Annotated in this window: 14 protein-coding genes; 3 read left to right on the forward strand and 11 right to left on the reverse strand. The window is 76.8% G+C overall.

Annotated elements, in window-relative coordinates; all coding sequences use genetic code 11:
- Positions 1-60 precede the first annotated feature (60 nt).
- Entirely contained in the window at positions 61-2,004 is a 1,944-nt protein-coding gene (locus tag IE271_RS23335; RefSeq protein WP_190192367.1) for an FUSC family protein, read from the reverse strand.
- 81 nt (positions 2,005-2,085) lie between these two features.
- Positions 2,086-4,803, reverse strand: a complete 2,718-nt coding sequence (locus IE271_RS23340; protein ID WP_190192368.1) for a bifunctional acetate--CoA ligase family protein/GNAT family N-acetyltransferase — start codon at positions 4,801-4,803, stop codon at positions 2,086-2,088.
- 216 nt (positions 4,804-5,019) lie between these two features.
- Here IE271_RS23340 and IE271_RS23345 point away from each other — a divergent pair, with 216 nt between their 5' ends.
- On the forward strand, positions 5,020-5,952 hold the full coding sequence (locus IE271_RS23345; RefSeq protein WP_190192369.1) for a universal stress protein: 933 nt from the start codon (positions 5,020-5,022) through the stop codon (positions 5,950-5,952).
- 129 nt (positions 5,953-6,081) lie between these two features.
- Here the strand turns inward: IE271_RS23345 and IE271_RS23350 are convergent, their stop codons facing one another.
- The 6 genes from IE271_RS23350 to IE271_RS23375 form a co-directional block, all read right to left on the reverse strand.
- Complete coding sequence (locus IE271_RS23350) at positions 6,082-7,644, reverse strand: flavin-containing monooxygenase (RefSeq protein ID WP_190192370.1); 1,563 nt, start codon at positions 7,642-7,644, stop codon at positions 6,082-6,084.
- Between the two features lie 311 nt (positions 7,645-7,955).
- On the reverse strand, positions 7,956-8,216 hold the full coding sequence (locus tag IE271_RS23355) for a hypothetical protein (protein ID WP_190192371.1): 261 nt from the start codon (positions 8,214-8,216) through the stop codon (positions 7,956-7,958).
- A 130-nt stretch (positions 8,217-8,346) separates the two neighbouring features.
- Positions 8,347-9,222 (reverse strand): fructosamine kinase family protein, encoded by an 876-nt coding sequence (locus tag IE271_RS23360; RefSeq protein WP_190192372.1) that lies wholly within the window; start codon positions 9,220-9,222, stop codon positions 8,347-8,349.
- Positions 9,223-9,430: 208 nt separating this feature from the next.
- Positions 9,431-9,715 (reverse strand): non-oxidative hydroxyarylic acid decarboxylases subunit D, encoded by a 285-nt coding sequence (locus IE271_RS23365; RefSeq protein WP_190192373.1) that lies wholly within the window; start codon positions 9,713-9,715, stop codon positions 9,431-9,433.
- Between the two features lie 101 nt (positions 9,716-9,816).
- Entirely contained in the window at positions 9,817-11,241 is a 1,425-nt protein-coding gene (locus IE271_RS23370) for a non-oxidative hydroxyarylic acid decarboxylases subunit C (protein ID WP_190192374.1), read from the reverse strand.
- 133 nt (positions 11,242-11,374) lie between these two features.
- Positions 11,375-11,971 carry a non-oxidative hydroxyarylic acid decarboxylases subunit B gene (locus IE271_RS23375; RefSeq protein WP_229919509.1) on the reverse strand — a complete coding sequence of 199 codons (597 nt, stop codon included), beginning with the start codon at positions 11,969-11,971 and terminating at the stop codon, positions 11,375-11,377.
- Between the two features lie 132 nt (positions 11,972-12,103).
- Here IE271_RS23375 and IE271_RS23380 point away from each other — a divergent pair, with 132 nt between their 5' ends.
- Entirely contained in the window at positions 12,104-13,078 is a 975-nt protein-coding gene (locus tag IE271_RS23380) for a helix-turn-helix domain-containing protein (RefSeq protein ID WP_229919510.1), read from the forward strand.
- 116 nt (positions 13,079-13,194) lie between these two features.
- Here IE271_RS23380 and IE271_RS23385 read toward each other — a convergent pair whose 3' ends face one another.
- On the reverse strand, positions 13,195-14,148 hold the full coding sequence (locus IE271_RS23385) for a helix-turn-helix transcriptional regulator (RefSeq protein WP_190192375.1): 954 nt from the start codon (positions 14,146-14,148) through the stop codon (positions 13,195-13,197).
- Positions 14,149-14,254: 106 nt separating this feature from the next.
- On the opposite strand from IE271_RS23385, the gene IE271_RS23390 reads away from it, so the two are divergent.
- On the forward strand, positions 14,255-14,926 hold the full coding sequence (locus tag IE271_RS23390; protein ID WP_190192376.1) for a DinB family protein: 672 nt from the start codon (positions 14,255-14,257) through the stop codon (positions 14,924-14,926).
- Positions 14,927-15,081: 155 nt separating this feature from the next.
- Here IE271_RS23390 and IE271_RS23395 read toward each other — a convergent pair whose 3' ends face one another.
- Complete coding sequence (locus IE271_RS23395) at positions 15,082-16,017, reverse strand: universal stress protein (RefSeq protein WP_190192377.1); 936 nt, start codon at positions 16,015-16,017, stop codon at positions 15,082-15,084.
- Positions 16,018-16,040: 23 nt separating this feature from the next.
- The gene (locus tag IE271_RS23400; RefSeq protein ID WP_190192378.1) at positions 16,041-16,976 is read right to left on the reverse strand and encodes a universal stress protein; all 936 of its coding nucleotides are present in this window, start codon (positions 16,974-16,976) and stop codon (positions 16,041-16,043) included.
- Positions 16,977-17,585 lie beyond the last annotated feature (609 nt).

A 17,585-nucleotide genomic window follows, 5' to 3' on the forward strand; every position in this document is an offset into this window, starting at 1 on the left:
CCGGCCCGCCGCCTCGCCGGAGGCGGCGGGCCGGCCGCCGTGCACGGGGGCGGTCCCGGCTCAGGCCGCCTGCGTGAACCTCCGGACGGCGTGCAGTTCGTGCGCCACCTCGGCCAGGCTGGTGCAGCGCGGGCGCAGCTCGGCGGGGGCGGGCAGGGGAGGCCAGTCGGTGGGGCGGCGGGCGGAGGCGTCCGCGGCCAGGCGGGCCAGGGCGTCCGCCAGACGGCGGCTCTCGTCGGCGGGCAGCGGCCTGCCGTCGCGCAGCCGCACGGCGCACGCGGTCGTGGCGTCCACCAGGCGTTCCAGGGCCGTCAGCAGAGGAGCCCAGCGGGTGGCGGGCACCCCGGCGGGCGGCAGCTCGGACGCGGCCTGGGCGAGCGCGGTGTGGGCCTCGGCCAGCGACCGGTAGGCGGCCCGCCGCAGCCGGTCCAGCTCCGCGCGGTCGCCCGGCGGGACGCCGACCACGTGGGCGAAGTACGCCTCGGCGGCCCGCAGTGCGGCGGCCCAGTGCTCGTGCACGGCCGACCGTCGGCCGCCGATGCGCGGCAGGTGCCCCACGCCGAGCGCGATCAGGCAGCCCAGCAGGGTGTCGGTCAGCCGGGCGCCCGGGGCGCCGACGGTGCCGCCGACCCCGGCCAGCGCCAGCACGATGGCGGTGAGCGCGGCGGTCAGGTACGCGAAGTGCCGCGCCGCCACCGGGATGAGCGCGCCGCCCAGGGCCGCCGCCGTCAGCGCCGCGGCCGTCGAGGGGAGCAGGGCGTCCAGCGCCAGGTATCCGGTGATGGCCAGGACGGTGCCGGCCACGCGGCTGACCACGCGGGAGAACAGCGGGCCCAGGTCAGGCTTGGCGACGAAGGCCGCGGTCACGGGCAGCCAGTGCCACTGGGCGGGGTGCAGGACCACGGCCACCGCCGTGCACGCGCCCACGCACAGTGCGACCCGCAGCCCGTAGGAGCGGCCGAGCGGCCCGAGGGCCCGCCGCGTCCCCGGGTGGTCCCTCAGCCGTACGGGCACGGGCTCAAGCTCGGGGCCGGTGTGGCGGTCGGTCCGGGCGACCTCGGCGGCGTGGCCGAGGGCGTCCCGCAGGGCGCGCTGCCCGGGGGTCCGGGGCGCGGGCGGCACGAGCGGCGCGCTCGGACCGCCGGTGCGCACGGCGTGCGCGAGGTGCAGGGGCGCGTCCAGGACCGCCTCCGGCAGCGGCGTGCCCTCGTGGAGCAGGGACACGGAGGCCTCGGCGGCCGCGCCGGCCGCCGTGAGCCGGGCGCGCAGCCCCCGCTCGGCGGGGGAGACGCGACGCAGCCGGCGCGGGCCGCGGTGGTGCTCCAGAACGGCGTGGGCGTGGTCGAGCGCGGCGCTCAGCGCACGGCGCTCCGCCTGCCCGCTGCCGGTCCCGGCCGCCGCCAGCACGGCGCCGATCCGCTCGTACACCGCGGCGACGGCCCGCCGCTCCTCGTGGTGCGGCCGCGGCCGGGTCGCCAGGACCACCAGCAGGTGCCACAGCGCGCCGGCGATCACCAGCAGCGGCGCGAGCCACACCGGCCCGTGCGGCGGCGAACCGGCCGCGATCAGCAGCGTCACCAGGAACTGCAGCCCCGCGGCGGAGCCGACCGGCCCGACCACGCTGACGGCACCGGACAGCCAGCCCGCGAGCGCGAGCACCGGAACCGCCCACAGCCCGTCCGGCAGGCCGTCGGCCGGCGGCAGGTACATCGTCAGCAGCGTCCCGAGGACGGTGCCCAGGGCGCCCGCGGCGGCCGGCGCCCCGATCCGCACCACGCGGGTGCGGCGGGTCCCCGGCCGGTCGTTGACGGTGGCGAACATGGCGCCGAGCGCCGCGAGGACGCCCCACGCCACATGGTGTGCGGCGACGCCGGCGGCCAGCAGCGGTCCCGTGGTGAGCGCGCCGCGGAGCACGGTCCCGTAGGGGACGGGACCGCTCGCCACGCGCAGGGGGTGACGGAGCCATTCGGGGACGGTGGTGCGGCGGTGGGACGCGCGTGCCACGTGGCGGGTTCCTCCTCGGGTCGTTCGCCCTGCGATGAAAAACGTGTACTGGGCAACTAGTTTCAGTGTATCCTGCGCCGCTCACGTCACGGCAGGTGGGCGGGGCTGCAGCCGGCGCAGGTACGGGTCGTGCGGGCGGTGCGGGACGAGCCGGACGCGGACGTCCAGGACGGTGACGCCGTGCGGGCCGGCCAGGACGGGGTCGAGCCCCGCCTCCGCGAGCTGCGGCAGGTCGCAGGCCATGCGCGACAGCCGGTGCAGCAGCTGTTCCAGGGCCGCGAGGCCGGTCGCCGGGGCGCCCGCGCGGCCGGACAGCAGCGCGGCGCAGCGCGGCGAGGCGACCAGCTCGCGCGCGTCGTGGTCGGTGAGCGGGGCGAGCCGCCCCGCCTGGTCGGCCAGCAGCGCGGCGGTGCCGCCGGGCCCGAGGAGCACGAGCGGACCGAAGACCTCGTCCTGCACGGCGCCCGCGAACAGCTCGGTGCCCCGCTCGGCGAGCGGCTGGACCACCGCACCGGTCATACGGTCGCCGAAGCGGGTGACCAGATCCCGGTGGGCGGCCCTGACCTGGGACTCGTTCTGCAGGTCGAGGTGGAGGGCATGCTGCTCGGCCCGGTGCGCCAGACCCGGCCAGTGGGCCTTCAGCACGACGCGTCCGTCCGGGCCCGCCAGTCGCCGCGCCGCGGCCACCGCCTCGTCCTCGTCGCGGGCCCACGCCCAGGGCAGCAGCGGGATGCCGTAGCAGCCGGCGAGCGCGGCCGCCGTACGCGGATCCGGCCGCCCGCCCGCCGGCTCGTCGCGCAGGTACGCGGCGACCAGCTCCGCGGCGCGCCCGGGGTCCACGCCGTCCAGCTCCGGCACGGAGCCGGGCGGCCGGCCCAGCCAGCGGGCCCGGGCCGCGGCGTGGGCCAGGGCGCGGGCGGCGTCCTGGACGTCGGAGTAGGCGGGCACGGCGCCCCCGGCCCGGTCCCGGAGCAGCGCCACCCTGGCCGCCTGGGCGGGCAGGACCGCGACGACCGGGCGCGGCGGCGGCACGCGGTCGCGGAGCAGGGCCCGGACCGGGTCGTCACCGGTGGCCGCGGCGACCGCGGTGGGCACCAGCGCCGCCAGCACGGCGTCCACCGCCCCGTGCCGGGCCAGCCGGTCCACGCAGGCCCGCAGCTGCTCCTCGCCGACGGTCGCGGTGGCGTCCACGGGGTTGACGGCGGTGGCGCCCTCGGGGAGCAGCTCGTGCAGCTCGCGCACCAGGCCGGGCTCGAACGGCGGCACGTCGAGCCCGGCGTCCGCGCACGCGTCGGCGGCCAGGACGCCCGCGCCGCGCGTGTTGGTGACCACGGCGACCCGGGTCCCGGCCGGCAGCGGCTGGGAGTGCAGCAGCGCCGCCGCGTCGAGGAGTTCACCGGTCGTCCGGGTGGCGGTGACGCCGGCCTGGGCGAACAGCGCCCGGCGGACCATGGTGCGCGGCGCGGCCGCCGCGGTGCGCGCCGCGGCCGCGCGCCGCCCGGGCTCCGAGCGCCCGGCGTCCACGGTCAGGACGGGCAGGGCGCGGGCCACCCGGCGGGCGGTGCGCGAGAAGGCGCGCGGGTTGCCGAAGGACTCCAGGTGCAGCAGGGCCAGACCGGTGCGCCCGTCGCCCTCCCACCACTGGAGCATGTCGTTGCCGCTGACGTCGTACTTGGCGCCGAGCGAGACGAAGCTGGACATGCCGATGCCGAGCCGCCCCAGGCCGTCGAGCAGCGCGACGCCGACCCCGCCGGACTGCACGGCGACCCCCGCCGAGCCGGCGCCCGGGTGGCGGGGGGCCAGGGTCGCGTCCAGGCGGACGCCGTCCTCGGTGTTGGCGACGCCGACGCCGCCGGGCCCCACCAGGCGCATGCCGTGGCGGCGGCACGCGTCCATCAGCTCCGCCGACCCCGGCTCGCCCAGGCCCTCGGAGACGACGACCAGGGCGCGCACACCCGCCCTGCCGCACTCCTCGGCGACGCCGGGGACGTCCGCCGGGGGAAGGGCGATCACGGCGAGCTCGGGCACCTGCGGCAGCGCGGCGACGGACGGGAAGGCGTGCACCCCGGCGATCGAGGCGACCTCCGGGTGCACGGCGAACACGCGCCCGGTGAAGGAGCCGGTGCCGATGTTCCGCAGGATCGCGCGCCCGACCGAGCCGGGCCTGCGGCCCGCGCCGATCACGGCGACCGACCGGGGCCGCAGCAGGGGGCGCAGACTGACGACGTCGGCGAGCCGGCCGCGCAGGTCCACGGCGTTCAGATACGTCTCGTCCTCGGTGAGGTCGACCGTGCAGCGCACCTCGGGACCGTCGAAGCGGCGGGCGACCGGCAGCCCGAGGTCCTGGAACACCCTCATCACCTCGACGTTCTCGGACAGGGCGACGAGGGTGAAGGCGGTGACGCCGGCGCGGCGGGCCGCGTCCGCGAGGTGTTCGAGCAGCAGGGTGCCGACGCCGCGGTGGTGCCAGTCGTCGGCGACGGCCAGCGAGACCTCGGCCGTGGTGCCGCCGGGCACGGCCTCGTACTCGGCCAGCCCCACGAGGCGGCCGTCGTGCTCGGCGGCCAGGGCGAGGTGGCCGGGGCGGCCGGCGGCCACGCGGACGGCGGCCCGCCGGGCCGGACCCCGGCCGACGGAGAAGAACCGCAGGCGCAGGTTCTCCGGGGACATCCCCTCGTACAACCGCAGTACGGCGTCGTGGTCCCCGGGCCCCGCCCGCCGTATCCGGATCGTGGTGCCGTCGGTCAGCAGAGCGTGGACCGGGTCCTCGTGGACCGGGGTTCCTTGGCTGTCGGCCATCGCGGCGCTCCCTCCGGGAATCGGGTCCAGCGTCCGGCGCGGGGGTGCCCGGGGCCATGGGCCGAGCGGCCCTTGCGTCCGGCCGCGGCCGCGCGTACGGGGCGGGTGACCGAGCGGGCCGCACGGGCGGAGCGTGGGCCCGCATGGGCCGGTCGGTCCCGGGAGTGACCGGGCGGCCCCTCCCTTTGCGCGGAGCGCGGCGCGACGCTGGCACCGATGAGCAGATCCACCGTTGGAGGCGCCGTGAAGCTCCCGCCCGTTGCCGCCGGGGTCGACGGATCCGCCGAAAGTCTGGCCGCCGCCGCGTGGGCGGCCCGCGAGGCCGTACGCCGCGAGCGGGCGCTGCGCCTGGTGCACGCCTGGTACTGGAACCCCCGCCAGGAGGAGGACGGCGCGGCCGACGCCGTCCGGCGACAACCGGCGGCGCAGGCGGTGCGGCAGGCGGAGGAGCACGTGCGCGCGGTGTGTCCCGGCGTCGACGTGAGCTGCGCGCAGGTCTCGGGACCCGCGACCGCCGCCCTGCTGGCGGCGGCCGCGGAGGCCGACCTGCTCGTGCTGGGCTCACGCGGCATGAGCGGCTTCACGGGCTTCCTCGTGGGCTCGGTCGCCCTCGGCGTGGTGGCGCGGGCCGCGCGTCCCGTCGTCCTCGTGCGGGCCGGCGGGGCGACCGCCGCCGCGCCGCCGCCGGTACGGGGCGACGGGGTCCCGGCGGACACCGGCCACGGGGACGTGGTGCTGGGCGTCGACGCCGACGACCCGTGCGACGAGGCCGTCGAGTTCGCCTTCGAGACGGCCCGGAACCGGCGCGCGCGGCTGCGGGCCGTACACGCCTGGCAGCCGCCCGACCTGCTCGATCTCGGCCCCGGCGACATCGGTCTGATGCCCGCCTGCCGGCAGGCCGAGGACTGGCTCGGCTACCTCTCCGCCGTGCTCCAGGTGTGGCGCGAGAAGTACTCCGACGTGGAGGTCCTGGAGACGGTGGCGGAGGGCCGGGCCTCCCGGGCGCTCCTGCGGGCGGCGACCGGGGCGGGCCTCCTCGTCGTGGGACGCCGGCCGACCGCCCGGCCCGGCGGCCCGCGCACCGGCCCCGTGATCCGCGCCGTGATCCACCACGTGGACTGCCCCGTGGCCGTCGTACCCCGCCGGTGAGGTCCTCGTGCTCCGTCAGTGATGCCTTCCGTGCCGTGTCAGCGGGGCTTTCGCGAGCTCCTCAGCGGGGTTTCCGCGTCCGTCGGCGGGGACCGGGGACGACACCGCGCCCCACCGTCCCGTCCGCGCTCACCGGACGGCTCCGGTACGGAACCCGGCGGGCCGGTCGGCCGGCGCGGTCACGGCCGAGCGCGGAACGCCCTTCAGGGTCCGGCCGAACCGGGCGCGCACGGTGGCGGCGTCCAGCAGGTAGTTCTGGCGGAGGCGCCACGGACCGCGGTCGCCCTGGCGCGGGAAGGCGCCGACGGAGCGCCGGACGTAGCCGGAGGCGAGGTCGAGCAGCGGCCGCCCGGCGAGCGGACGGTCCGGTTCGGGCACGACGGCGGCGAGGTCCCGGCGCTCCATGTGGCGCAGGACCCTGCACACCAGGCGGTGGGTGAGGTCGGCGCGCAGGGTCCAGGAGGCGTTGGTGTAGCCGATGCACAGGGCGAGGTTCGGTACGCCGGTGAGCATCGCGCCGCGCCACACGAACTGCTCGGCCAGGTCCACCGCACGGCCGTCCACGCGCGGGGCGATGCCGCCGAGGGCCAGCAGCCGCAGTCCGGTGGCGGTGACCACCACGTCGGCCGCCAGGACCCGGCCGGAGCGCAGCCGGACCCCCTCGGGCACGAACGCGTCGATGTGATCGGTGACGACCTCCGCCGCGCCCTCCTTGACCGCCGTGAACAGGTCGCCGTCCGGAGCGGCGCACAACCTCTGGTCCCAGGGGTCGTACGGGGGCGTGAAGTGCTCCTTCACCAACCGCCCGCCGGTGTCGCCCAGCGCACGCCGCGCGACGCCGGTGAGCAGCCTGCGCGCGGCGGCCGGGCGGCGCCGGCAGAACTGGTGGAAGCCGATGCCGAACAGGATGCTCCTGGCGCGGATCAGCCGGTGCGCGACCGCGGCGGGCAGCAGGCTCCGCAACCGGTCGGCGGTCCGGTCCCGGCCGGGGACGGGAGCGATCCAGGTGGGCGTGCGCTGCACCATGGTGACGTGCGCGGCCCGCCCGGCCAGGGCGGGCACCAGGGTGACGGCGGTGGCGCCGGAGCCGATGACGACCACGCGCTTGCCCGAGTGGTCCAGGTCCTGCGGCCAGAACTGCGGGTGGACCACCGTCCCCGTGAAGGACCCGATCCCCGGGAAGCGGGGGGAGTGGCCCCGGTCGTAGTCGTAGTAGCCCGCGCACGCGTACAGGAAGGAGCACGTCAGGGTGGACCGCGTGACGCGTCCGGCGTCGTCGGTCCGCTCGACGGCGAGGGTCCAGCGGGCGTGCGCCGTGGACCAGTCGGCGCCCACCACCTTCGTGCGGAAGCGGATGTGCCGCTCGACGCCGGACTCGCGCGCGGTGTCCTCGATGTAGCGCCGGACGGCGGCGCCGTCGGCCAGGGACCTCCCGCCCCGCCAGGGACGGAAGGAATAGCCGAGGGTGAACATGTCCGAGTCGGAGCGCACGCCGGGGTAGCGGAACAGGTCCCAGGTGCCGCCCATCGCCGCCCGGGCCTCCAGGACCGCGTACGCCAGGCCGGGGCACCGGGTCTGCAGGCGGTGGGCGGCGCCGACGCCGGACAGGCCCGCGCCCACGATCACCACGTCCAGGTGCTCGCCCGCCGGTCCGCGGGCCGCCGCCGGTCCACCGGTCACGGAACGTGTCATGGCACCGAGTCTGCCCGCTCACCCTCGCCGGCGGCGGAACAGCACACCGGGCGAGGTGCGCGGGAGGCGCCCGACGGGCTATAGTCGATCATGAGCGGCCGCCGAACTCCCGGCAGCACGCCGCGCGTTGGTGGTCCAAGGAAAGACGCCCCGCTTCCTGCGGGGAGATGCAGGTGCAAGGCCTGCCCGGCGCTCGACACGCACCCCGCCCCGGGGACACCCGGGGCGGGGTGCGCGCATGGGGCGGACACCCCGTCCCCCGGCCGGGACGGTCCGGAGGACGGGACGCCGGGCGACGCGGACGGCGGGGTCTACAGCCGTGTCCTGCGCCGCAGTGTCAGGACGCGCAGGGTCAGCGCCACGGCCAGGAGCACCCACGCGACGGCGCAGTACGCCCATGCCGTGGCCCCGCGAACCAGGCCGATACTGCTGTGGACGGCCCAGAGCAGCAGGACGGTGCACAGGGCCGTCCAGGCGATGTCGGTGATGCGCAGGCGCAGTTGCGAGCGCTGGACCGTACCGGGTTCGAGGTCTGTGAGCCGCGGCGTCCCCGTTCTTCCCCGATCGACCACGAGGTGTCTCCCCTCCGTCGTGCCTGTGGGACCTCCGGCTACCCCGTCGGCCGTACGGCATGTCGGCGCCGCGCCGGTGCCGTGCACGGTACCGGTGGCGGGGCCGGGGGGCGGGGAGGCCGGGCGGACGTCACCTCGCCAGGGCCGCCCTCGCCGCGCCCAGGGCCTGTTCGGCGTAGCCGCGGCCGAAGAGCACCGTGTGCACCAGCAGCGGGAAGAGCTGGTGCAGGCCGACGCGGTCCCGCCAGCCGTCGGCGAGCGGGGCCGCCTCCTGGTAGCCCTCCAGCACGCGGTCCAGATGCGGGCAGCCGAACAGGTGCAGCATCGCCAGGTCGGTCTCCCGGTGCCCGCCGTGCGCGGCGGGGTCGATCAGCCAGGCGTGCCCGTCGGCGTCCCACAGCACGTTGCCGTTCCACAGGTCGCCGTGGAGCCGGGCGGGCGGCTCGGGCGGGCCCGCCAGCCCGGGCAGGCGCGCGCAGACCCGCTCGACCAGGGCCGCCTCCGCGCCGGTGACCGTGCCGTCGTCGACCGCGCGGCGCAGGTAGGGCAGCACGCGGTGTGCGGCGTACCACGCGGGCCAGTCGTCCCCGGGGACGTTGCGCAGGGGGGCCTCACCGACGGACGCCTCCTCGGGGCCGCCGGGCGGCGGGGCGCCGAAGGCGGGCGCGCCGGCGGCGTGCAGGGCGGCCAGGTCGCGGCCGAGGCGGAACGCGCCGCCGGCGTCCGCCCGCCCGGCCGGCACGCGGTCGGTCACCAGCCAGTGCGGGTCGTCGCCGTGCACGGCCGGGACGCGGACGCTCCCGGCGCCGGCCAGCCAGCGCAGCCCGGCCGCCTCGGCCCGTACCGCGCGCTCGCCGCCGCGCTTGACCATCACCGCCCGTCCGTCGTCGAGGACGACCTCGGTGAGCGCCCCGGACAGGGGCCGCGCGTGAACGGCCGTACGACCGGTGAGGCGGGCGGCCGCCGCGGCCGGGTCCCGCGTCGCGGGGTCGGTCGTCCGGAACACCTCGTCCCCTTTCGTGCGCGCAGTGGTCCTGGCGGCTCCGGCGGTCCGGTCCGGCGGCCGACGATCCGGCGGTCCGGGCAGCCCGTCCCCGCCGTCTTCCGCCGTCGTACCGTACGTCAGGGACGCGACGGCGGAGGGACACACCCTGGTGATGGTGTGTCCCTCCGCCGTCGCTCGTCGCGTGTCGCTCGTCCTGGCGGCCGCCTGCCTACCGGTTCAGCAGCGGCGGCACCGTGGGCACCTCGGAGGCCGTCTCGATGTCGGCCGCGGTCATGCGGAAGCCGACGGGGTAGGCCTCGCGGGTGGTGCGGCGGGCGGGCTCGGTCGTGCGCCACATGTAGAGGCACCGGGCGCACTGGAAGACCTGCCAGACGCCGGGCACGGGGGAGTCCGCGACCGCGGTGATCTCCTCGTGCGCGCAGCGCGGGCAGAGGGCGGGCCGGTCCTGGCCGGCCGGGGTGCGGGCGTCGTTCGTGGCGTCCGTGGCGTTCATGGGAGGGGTCCTTTCACCGAAGGGGCGTTCGCGGTGCGGCGGTGACGCGGTGCCCGGGGCGGTGCCCGGCGGGCGGTGCCGGACACCGTGTCACGGGGTGGTCAGCGGTCGGCGAGGAGGGCGCGGAGCCGCTTGGTCCACTCGGCGGTCTCGGGCAGGTCCTTGACCGGCGTGCCGAAGTTGCCGCGCACGTCGGGGGCGACGGGCGTCGTGGCGTCGATGATCATCTTGCTGGTGACACCGGCCGGCTGGGAGGCGGGCGCGAGTTCCACGACCGACAGGTTCGGCAGGACGATGACGTCCTCCTTCGGGTTGACCTTGGCGGACTGGGCCCACATGACCTGCGGGAGGTCGAAGGGGTCCACGTCCTCGTCCACCAGGATGACCTGGGAGACGTAGCCGAGGCCGTGCGGCGTGGTCATGGCGCGCATGCCGACCGCCTTGGCGAACCCGCCGTACCGCTTGGCGGTGGAGATGATCACGAGCAGGCCGTGCGTGTACATCGCGTTGACGGCGCGCACCTCGGGGAACTCGGCGCGCAGCTGCTTGAGCAGCGGGACGCTGGTGTTCGGGCCGACCAGGTAGTCGCACTCGGTCCAGGGCATGCCCAGGTAGAGGGACTCGAAGACGGGGTTCGTGCGGTACGAGATCCGCTCGATGCGGATGACCGGCATCCGCCGCCCGCCGGAGTAGTGGCCGGTGAACTCGCCGAAGGGGCCCTCGATCTGACGCACCCGCGACTCGACGACGCCCTCGATCACCACCTCGGCGCCCCAGGGGACGTCCAGACCGGTGTGCGGGGCGGTCGCGATCGGCATCGGCGCGCCGCGCAGGGCGCCGGCCATCTCGTACTCGGACTGGTCGTAGCGCAGGGGCATGCCGGCGACGATGGGGACCACCGGGTCGTTGCCCAGGGTGATCGCGACGGGCAGGTCCTCGCCCCGCTCCTCGGCGATGCGCAGGTGCTTGGCGATGTCGTGCACGGGGACCGGCTGCAGGGCCAGCCGGTCGCGCCCGATGACCTCCATGCGGTACGTGCCGAGGTTCTGCTTGCCGAAGTGGTCCGGGTCCTCGGGGTCGCGCGAGACCACGGCGGCCTTGTCGAGGTAGAAGCCGCCGTCGCCGTCGTTGAGGCGGAACAGCGGGAGGATGTCGAAGAGGTTCACGTCCTCACCGGTGACGGTGTTCTCCTGCCAGGGCGCGTCCGCGCGGCGCTCGGGGGCGACGGGGAAGGCGTCCCAGCGGCGGGCGAACTCCTCCACCTGCTCACGCGGCGAGGTCTCCTTGGGCAGCCCGAGGGCGAGGGCGTGGTTGCGCCAGGAACCGTGGACGTTCATGGCGATCCGGGCGTCCATGAAGCCCTTGACGTTGTCGAACCACAGGGCCGGCGCACCGTCGCCGATGCGGCCCGCGGCGTTGGCGGCCGCCGCGATGTCGGGCTCCGGCAGCACCTCCTCGGTGATCCGCAGCAGCTGTCCCTCCTTCTCCAGGGTGTCGAGGAACGAGCGCAGGTCGTCGTAGGGCATGAAGGTGTCTCCTTGCGTGAACCACGGTGTGGGGGGTGGGGGAGAAGGGGAGGCGCGGCGGGCGCGGGCCGGCCCGGCCGTGTGATCGCGGACCGGCCCGGTCATGCGGGCGCGGGGCGGCCCGGCCGTGCGGTCAGGAAGCGCGGCGGGGGCCGTCGAGGCGGGCGGTGCGCAGGCCGGCCCACCGTTCGGCGCCCGGCGCGGGCAGGTCCAGCTGGTCCAGGACGCGGGAGACGATGTGCTCCACGATGTCGTCGACCGTGGCGGGGTTGTTGTAGAAGGCGGGCATGGGCGGCACGATGCGCACGCCCATCCGGGACAGGGCCAGCATGTTCTCCAGGTGGATCTCGCTGAGCGGGGTCTCCCGGGGGACCAGGACCAGCGGCCGGCGCTCCTTCAGCGTCACGTCCGCGGCCCGGCCGACCAGCCCCTCCGCGTACCCGGCGCGGATGCCGGCCAGCGTCTTCATGGAGCACGGGATCACCACCATGCCGTCCGTGCGGAAGGAGCCGGAGGAGATGGTGGCGCCCTGGTCCTCGGGCCCGTGCACCACGTCGGCCAGCTCGCCGACCTCGCGCACGGTGCGGCCGGTCTCCAGCTCGACGGTGGACCGGGCCCAGCGGCTCATCACGAGGTGGGTCTCCACCTCGGGCAGCTCGGCCAGCCGCTCCAGCAGCCGCACCCCGAACGGAGCCCCGGTCGCCCCCGTCATCCCCACGATCAAACGCACGGCGCACCTGCTCCTTTTCGGTCATCCGTCGGCCTGTCCTCCTTTCACGCTAGGAGCCGTCGCTGGACCGGAGCGGTACGCTGGGGACAAGCGATGGGGAAAAACGGACACACCGGAGTCGGGCGGAGACACATGGCGCGGTACGGGAGCGGCGACCGGCCGGCCCGCGGCGGTGCGCAGGGCGGCGTCACGATCACCGAGGTCGCCTACCGGCCCTCGCTCAGCGCGCCCATCGGCATGGACGTGGTGGACTTCGCGGAGCTGCGGGCGCGCGGCCGGCGCCGCGGCATCGACCTGTCCAGCCCGCAGCGCCCGGCCTTCCACCACCTCATCCACCTGCACCGGGACTCCGGGCCGCTGCCCCACACGGTGGACTTCGCCCGGCACGTCGTCCCGCCCGGCGGCTGGCTGTGGGTGCGCCCCGGACAGGTGCACCAGTACGCGGCCGGGCCCGAGGGGCCGTGGGAGACGGCGGACGGTGTCATCGTGATCTGGCGCCCGGGCTTCGTGCCGGACGAACCGCCGGCCGCGCAGGGGCCGGTCGTACCGGACGGGCCGCACGCCCGGATGGTGGGCCTGGCCCTGGACCACCTCCTCACCGAGTACGACGACCTGGGCGCCCTGCCCCTGGAGGCGCACAACAGGACCCTGCGGATGCTCCTCGCGGTCCTGCTGCTGCGGCTGACCCACGCGCACCCGTCGGCGGCGCCCGCCGCCGTGCCCAGGGACGGCCCCTTCCCCCGCTTCCGCGCCGCCGTGGAGCGCGACTTCACCCGCACCCACCGGGTCGGCGACTACGCCGCGGCGCTCGGCTACAGCACGCGCACGCTCACCCGGGCCGCCCTCGCGGCCACCGGCTCCACGGCCAAGGCGTACCTGGACGCGCGCATCGTCCTGGAGGCCAAGCGCCTCCTGGTCCACACCGACCTCACCGCGGCGGACGTGGCCCGCCACCTCGGCTTCACGGACCCCGGCGACTTCGGCAAGTTCTTCCGCAAGCACGACGGCCGCACGCCGCTGTCCTTCCGCGCGGCGGCCCGGGGCACGACGGAGGACCGACCGCCGCCCGCGACGGCGGACCGGCCCGCCGCCCCGGCAGGTCCGTGACCCCCGGCGGCGCCCGGCCCGCCGCCGGTGCACGGCACGCCGTTCCCCGGCTGCTGCCGGTCCCTTCCCCGGAGGGGACGCCGGCGTCGCCTGTCCCGGTCGGGCGCCGGCGTCGCCTAGGCGCGGCCGAAGCGGGCGCTCCACTCGTGGAGGCGGTCGCGCAGCTCGGGCGGGCCGAGCACGCGGAAGTCGGCGCCGACCATGCCCAGGGCCAGGGCCGGCCAGTCCAGGGAGTCGGCGGTCATGCGCACCCGGCAGTGCGCGGCGTCGATCTCCTCGACCGTGCTCCACCGGCCGATCCGCTCGCGCACGGCCGCGGCCGGGGCGTCCACCCGGACCTCCACCTCGTACGAGCGGGGCATGGAGTCCAGACCGGCGCGGACGAACGCGGCGGCGTCCGGGGCGGGCAGGTCGCGGGGCCGGAACCGGGCGCCGGTGCCCTTCGGCGCGGTGAGCCGGTCGACCCGGAAACTGCGCCAGTCGTGCCGGGTGAGGTCGTACGCGACCACGTACCAGCGGCGGTCGAGGCAGACCAGCCGGTGCGGTTCGACGTGCCGCTCGCTGCGCCGGCCGTCGGCGGCGGTGTAGGAGAAGCGGAGCTGCTCGCCGTCGCGGCAGGACAGCGCGACCGCGGTGAGGGCCTCCGGGTCGGTGCCCGCCGCGGCCGGTCCGTTCCAGGAGGCGGCCACGGTCATCGCGCGCAGGGCCTCGACCCTGCGGCGCAGCCGGGCCGGCATCACCTGCGCCACCTTGGCCAGGACCCGGACCGAGGTCTCGGCGATGCCCTCCACGCCGGTCTGCGCGGCGGCCTGCAGACCCACGGCCAGGGCGACCGCCTCCTCGTCGTCGATCACCAGTGGCGGCAGGACCGCGCCCGCGGCGAGCTGGTAGCCCCCGTCGGCGCCGCGCTGCGCCTCGACCGGGTAGCCCAGCTCGCGCAGCCGGTCGACGTCCCTGCGCAGGGTGCGCACGGAGACGCCCAGCCGCTCGGCCAGCTCGGTGCCGGGCCAGTGACGGTGGGTCTGGAGGAGGGACAGCAGCCGCAGTGTCCGAGTGCTGGTGTTCGCCATGCCGTAGAGCATCCCCCGATTCAGGTCGGAAAGTGACCGCTGTGCCTCCTAGCGTGGTTCCCGACCGAGAACGGCAGGAACCACGGGAACGGTGAAGGCGGAGACCATGACTTCCAGCGAACTGACGGTCGGCGCACAGGCTTCGAGCGGGTCGGCCCCCGACGGACCGGACCCCGGCGGACCGGCCGCCCGCACCGCGGCCGACACCCACGCCGCCGTCGACACCCACGTCCACGCCTCCTCCGGCGCACCGGCGGACGCCGCGGCCGTCACCGGTGAGCGCGCCGACCTGCTGGGCGCGCTGGCCAAGCAGCGGCACTTCCTGCGCTTCACCACGCGCGACCTCACCGACGAGCAGGCGGGAGGGCGCACCACCGTCAGCGAGCTGTGCCTGGGCGGTCTGGTCAAACACGTCACCGCGGTCGAGCGGCACTGGGCGGACTTCGTCCTGGAGGGGCCGTCGGCGCTGGGCGACTTCACGGCCATGACCGAGGAGGACTGGGCCCGGCGGGCCGACGAGTTCCGGATGCTGCCCGGCGAGACGCTGGACGCCGTGCTCGCCGACTACGAGGAGGCGGCCCGCCGCACCGACGAACTGGTCGTCACCCTCCCGGACCTGGACGTCTCCCACCCCCTGCCGAAGGCCCCGTGGTTCGAGCCCGGCGGCCGGTGGTCGGCCCGGCAGGTCCTGCTGCACATCATCGCGGAGACCGCCCAGCACGCCGGCCACGCCGACATCGTCCGCGAGTCACTGGACGGCGCGAAGAGCATGGGGTGACGGGAGGGCGGGATGACAGTGTGAACGGGGCGGTGCCGGGCCCTTGAGGAAGGGGCCGAGGCGGGGAGCAGGCGCTCATGCCTCGTACGGTCGCCCTCCGCACCGGAGCGGAGGGCGGCGGGTACCGCCCTGTGACACCGTGTTCCGCGGGAGGCTCACGGTGTCTTCTGCGGGACCACGGCGACCGGGCAGGTCGCGTGGTGCAGGACGCCGTGGGTGACACGGCCCGGATGGAAGCCGAAGTGCCCCGCGTGCCGCCCGGCGCCGACGACCAGCAGGCCGGCCCCGTGCGAGACGTCCACCAGCACCTTGCGGGCGTGCCCCTCGACCGTGCGCGGCCGGACGGCGACGCCGGGATGTTCCGCCGCCGGTCCGCGCAGCGCCGCCGCCAGGTCCTCGGCGGCCCGCCGCTCGTGCGACCGGGCGGGGTCTCCCGCGAGCAAGGGGTGGTCGGTCGTCCCGTGCGCCGGGCACCGCCAGGCCCGTACGGCCTCCAGGAGCACCCCGCGCCACGCGGCCTCCTGGAAGGCGAAGCGCACCGCGGGCGGGGCGGCGGTCCCGTCCCCGACACCCAGGACGACGCGGCCGGGGTCCCCGGCCCCCGTACCACCGTCCCGGCCGCCGCGGAACACGATCACCGGGCAGTCCGCGTGGGCGGCCACGGCCAGGCTCACCGAGCCGAGCAGCAGCCCGGCGACGTCCCTGCCGAGGTCCCGGCCCCGCGCGAGCGGGGAGGCGCCCCCGCGGCCGCCGCCGCCCACCACCAGCGCGCAGGAGTGCCGGCTCTCGCGCACCAGCGCGTGCTCCGGTTCCTCGGGCAGGATGTCGGTGGAGAGCGGCACGCCGGGCCGGCGGCGGTGGGCGCGCCGTGCGGCGGCCTCGACGACGGCCTCGGCCAGGGTCCGTTCGTCGGGCTCGCCGAGGTCCTCGGAGAGGGCGGAGCCCTCGTAGCGCTCCCACAGCGAGGCGTGCACCAGCCGCAGCGGTACCCCGCGCAGGGCGGCCTCCTCGGCCGCCCAGTCGACGGCGCGCAGGCTCGCCTCGGAACCGTCCACGCCCACGACCAGCGGCAGTTGCGGGTTCAGGCCCATCGTCCTCGTCCTTCCGCGGGGTGTCAGGCGTGCGGGACGACGGCGACGGGAGCGGCGGCGTGGTGCAGGACGGCGTGCGCGACGGGGCCGATGTGGGCGCCGAGCGGGCTGCGGCGGATCCGGCGGCCCACGACCACCAGCGAGGCCTCGCGGGAGGCGTCGACGAGGTGGCCGGCGACGGTGCCGTACGAGGACTCCTCGGCCGCCTCCACGTCCGCGAACTTCCGCCGCCAGGGGCGGAGCACCTCGGTGAGCCGGGCGGACTCGCGCAGCGCCAGTGACTGACAGAGGCCGGGGACGGTGGACAGGGCGTGGACGGAGGACGCCGGCGGGTTCCAGCCGTGGACGACGCGCAGGGACGTGCCGCGGCGGCGGGCGGCGGCGAACGCGAACCCGATCAGCTCCTCGTGGGGGTCCTCGATGTCGAGCCCGAGGACGACCGGCCGGAACGGCGTCCCCGCGGACGGCACGCCCGCCGGGTCCGCCTCGTGCTCGTCGGGGGCCTGCTCCGCGGCCCTGACCAGCACGACCGGCCGTTCGGCGTGGGCCACGACGGACAGCCCGACCGAGCCGACCAGGAAGCCGCCGAGACCGCCGAGCCCCCGGGAGCCGAGGACCAGCAGCTCGGCGTCCCCGGCCGCGCGGGCCAGCACCTCGGAGGGGCGGCCGGCCGGCTGCTCGGTGGTCACGTCGAGGCCGGGATGGCGCAGGCGGATGCCCTCGGCCGCCTCGCGCGCAACCCTCTCCGGGCCCCTGGCCGGGGGCGCCCCCGTCGCGCCCCGGTGCCGGAAGGCCCCCGCGTCGAGGAGCGGGACCTGGGCCACCGGCTCCGGCGCGGGCTCCCGGACGTGGACCAGCTTCAGCGGCAGGCCGAGCAGCCCTGCCTCGCGGGCGGCCCATTCGGCGGCGGCGCGGCTCTCGGGCGAGCCGTCGAGGCCCACGGTGACGGTGCGGGGCATGGGATCCACTCCCTGGGTCTGTGGTGGGCGGTCTGTGATGGGTGGTCGGGGCCGGCGGTGGCGCGTCGTGTGGTGCCGCGACACGTACGTACGGCGGTCGTCCCCCCGGCCCCGGACAGGGTCCGCCGGGGGACGTCCCGTTCGGTCAGCGCAGCGGGCGGAGGCGGCGGACGAGTGGAAGGCGGACTCCGGCGGCCCGGTCTCCGCCGAAGAGGTGGCGGCCGGGGCCCTGACCGCGGTGCGGGTGCTCGTGTACGGCCATGGTGATCCCTCCGGGACGGTCCGGCCGGTGCCTGACACCTTCACTCTCGTCCCTGGCACCCGCCCCCCGCCGGATGCCGAAGGGCGGTGCCCGTTGGGCTGAACGGCCCCGTCCCGCAGGGCTGTTCGGGGCCCGCGCGGCACGACCGGCAAACGGAGCGCGGCGGGCGGCCGCCGAGGAGGAGCGCGGACCGGGGCCCGGGCCTCGGGGCCGTCCGGTCCTGCCCCGCGGCCGCGGAGCACGGGCCGGCGGTCGTCGTGGAGCACGCATTCCTGGGACGAGTGGGGCCGGTCGGCCCTAGTGCATTCGGCCCGGGCGAGTGATGATCGTCCTCAGGAGCGGGCGGT

This window comes from Streptomyces minutiscleroticus (genome assembly GCF_014650875.1).
Classification (GTDB): domain Bacteria; phylum Actinomycetota; class Actinomycetes; order Streptomycetales; family Streptomycetaceae; genus Streptomyces; species Streptomyces minutiscleroticus.

Coding starts and splice junctions, on each gene's coding strand:
- IE271_RS23390 (WP_190192376.1), top strand. CDS start 14,255: ATGACTTCCAGCGAACTGACGGTCGGCGCACAGGCTTCGAGCGGGTCG.
- IE271_RS23350 (WP_190192370.1), bottom strand. CDS start 7,644: ATGACACGTTCCGTGACCGGTGGACCGGCGGCGGCCCGCGGACCGGCG.
- IE271_RS23385 (WP_190192375.1), bottom strand. CDS start 14,148: ATGGCGAACACCAGCACTCGGACACTGCGGCTGCTGTCCCTCCTCCAG.
- IE271_RS23340 (WP_190192368.1), bottom strand. CDS start 4,803: ATGGCCGACAGCCAAGGAACCCCGGTCCACGAGGACCCGGTCCACGCT.
- IE271_RS23380 (WP_229919510.1), top strand. CDS start 12,104: ATGGCGCGGTACGGGAGCGGCGACCGGCCGGCCCGCGGCGGTGCGCAG.
- IE271_RS23395 (WP_190192377.1), bottom strand. CDS start 16,017: ATGGGCCTGAACCCGCAACTGCCGCTGGTCGTGGGCGTGGACGGTTCC.
- IE271_RS23400 (WP_190192378.1), bottom strand. CDS start 16,976: ATGCCCCGCACCGTCACCGTGGGCCTCGACGGCTCGCCCGAGAGCCGC.
- IE271_RS23365 (WP_190192373.1), bottom strand. CDS start 9,715: ATGAACGCCACGGACGCCACGAACGACGCCCGCACCCCGGCCGGCCAG.
- IE271_RS23370 (WP_190192374.1), bottom strand. CDS start 11,241: ATGCCCTACGACGACCTGCGCTCGTTCCTCGACACCCTGGAGAAGGAG.
- IE271_RS23345 (WP_190192369.1), top strand. CDS start 5,020: ATGAGCAGATCCACCGTTGGAGGCGCCGTGAAGCTCCCGCCCGTTGCC.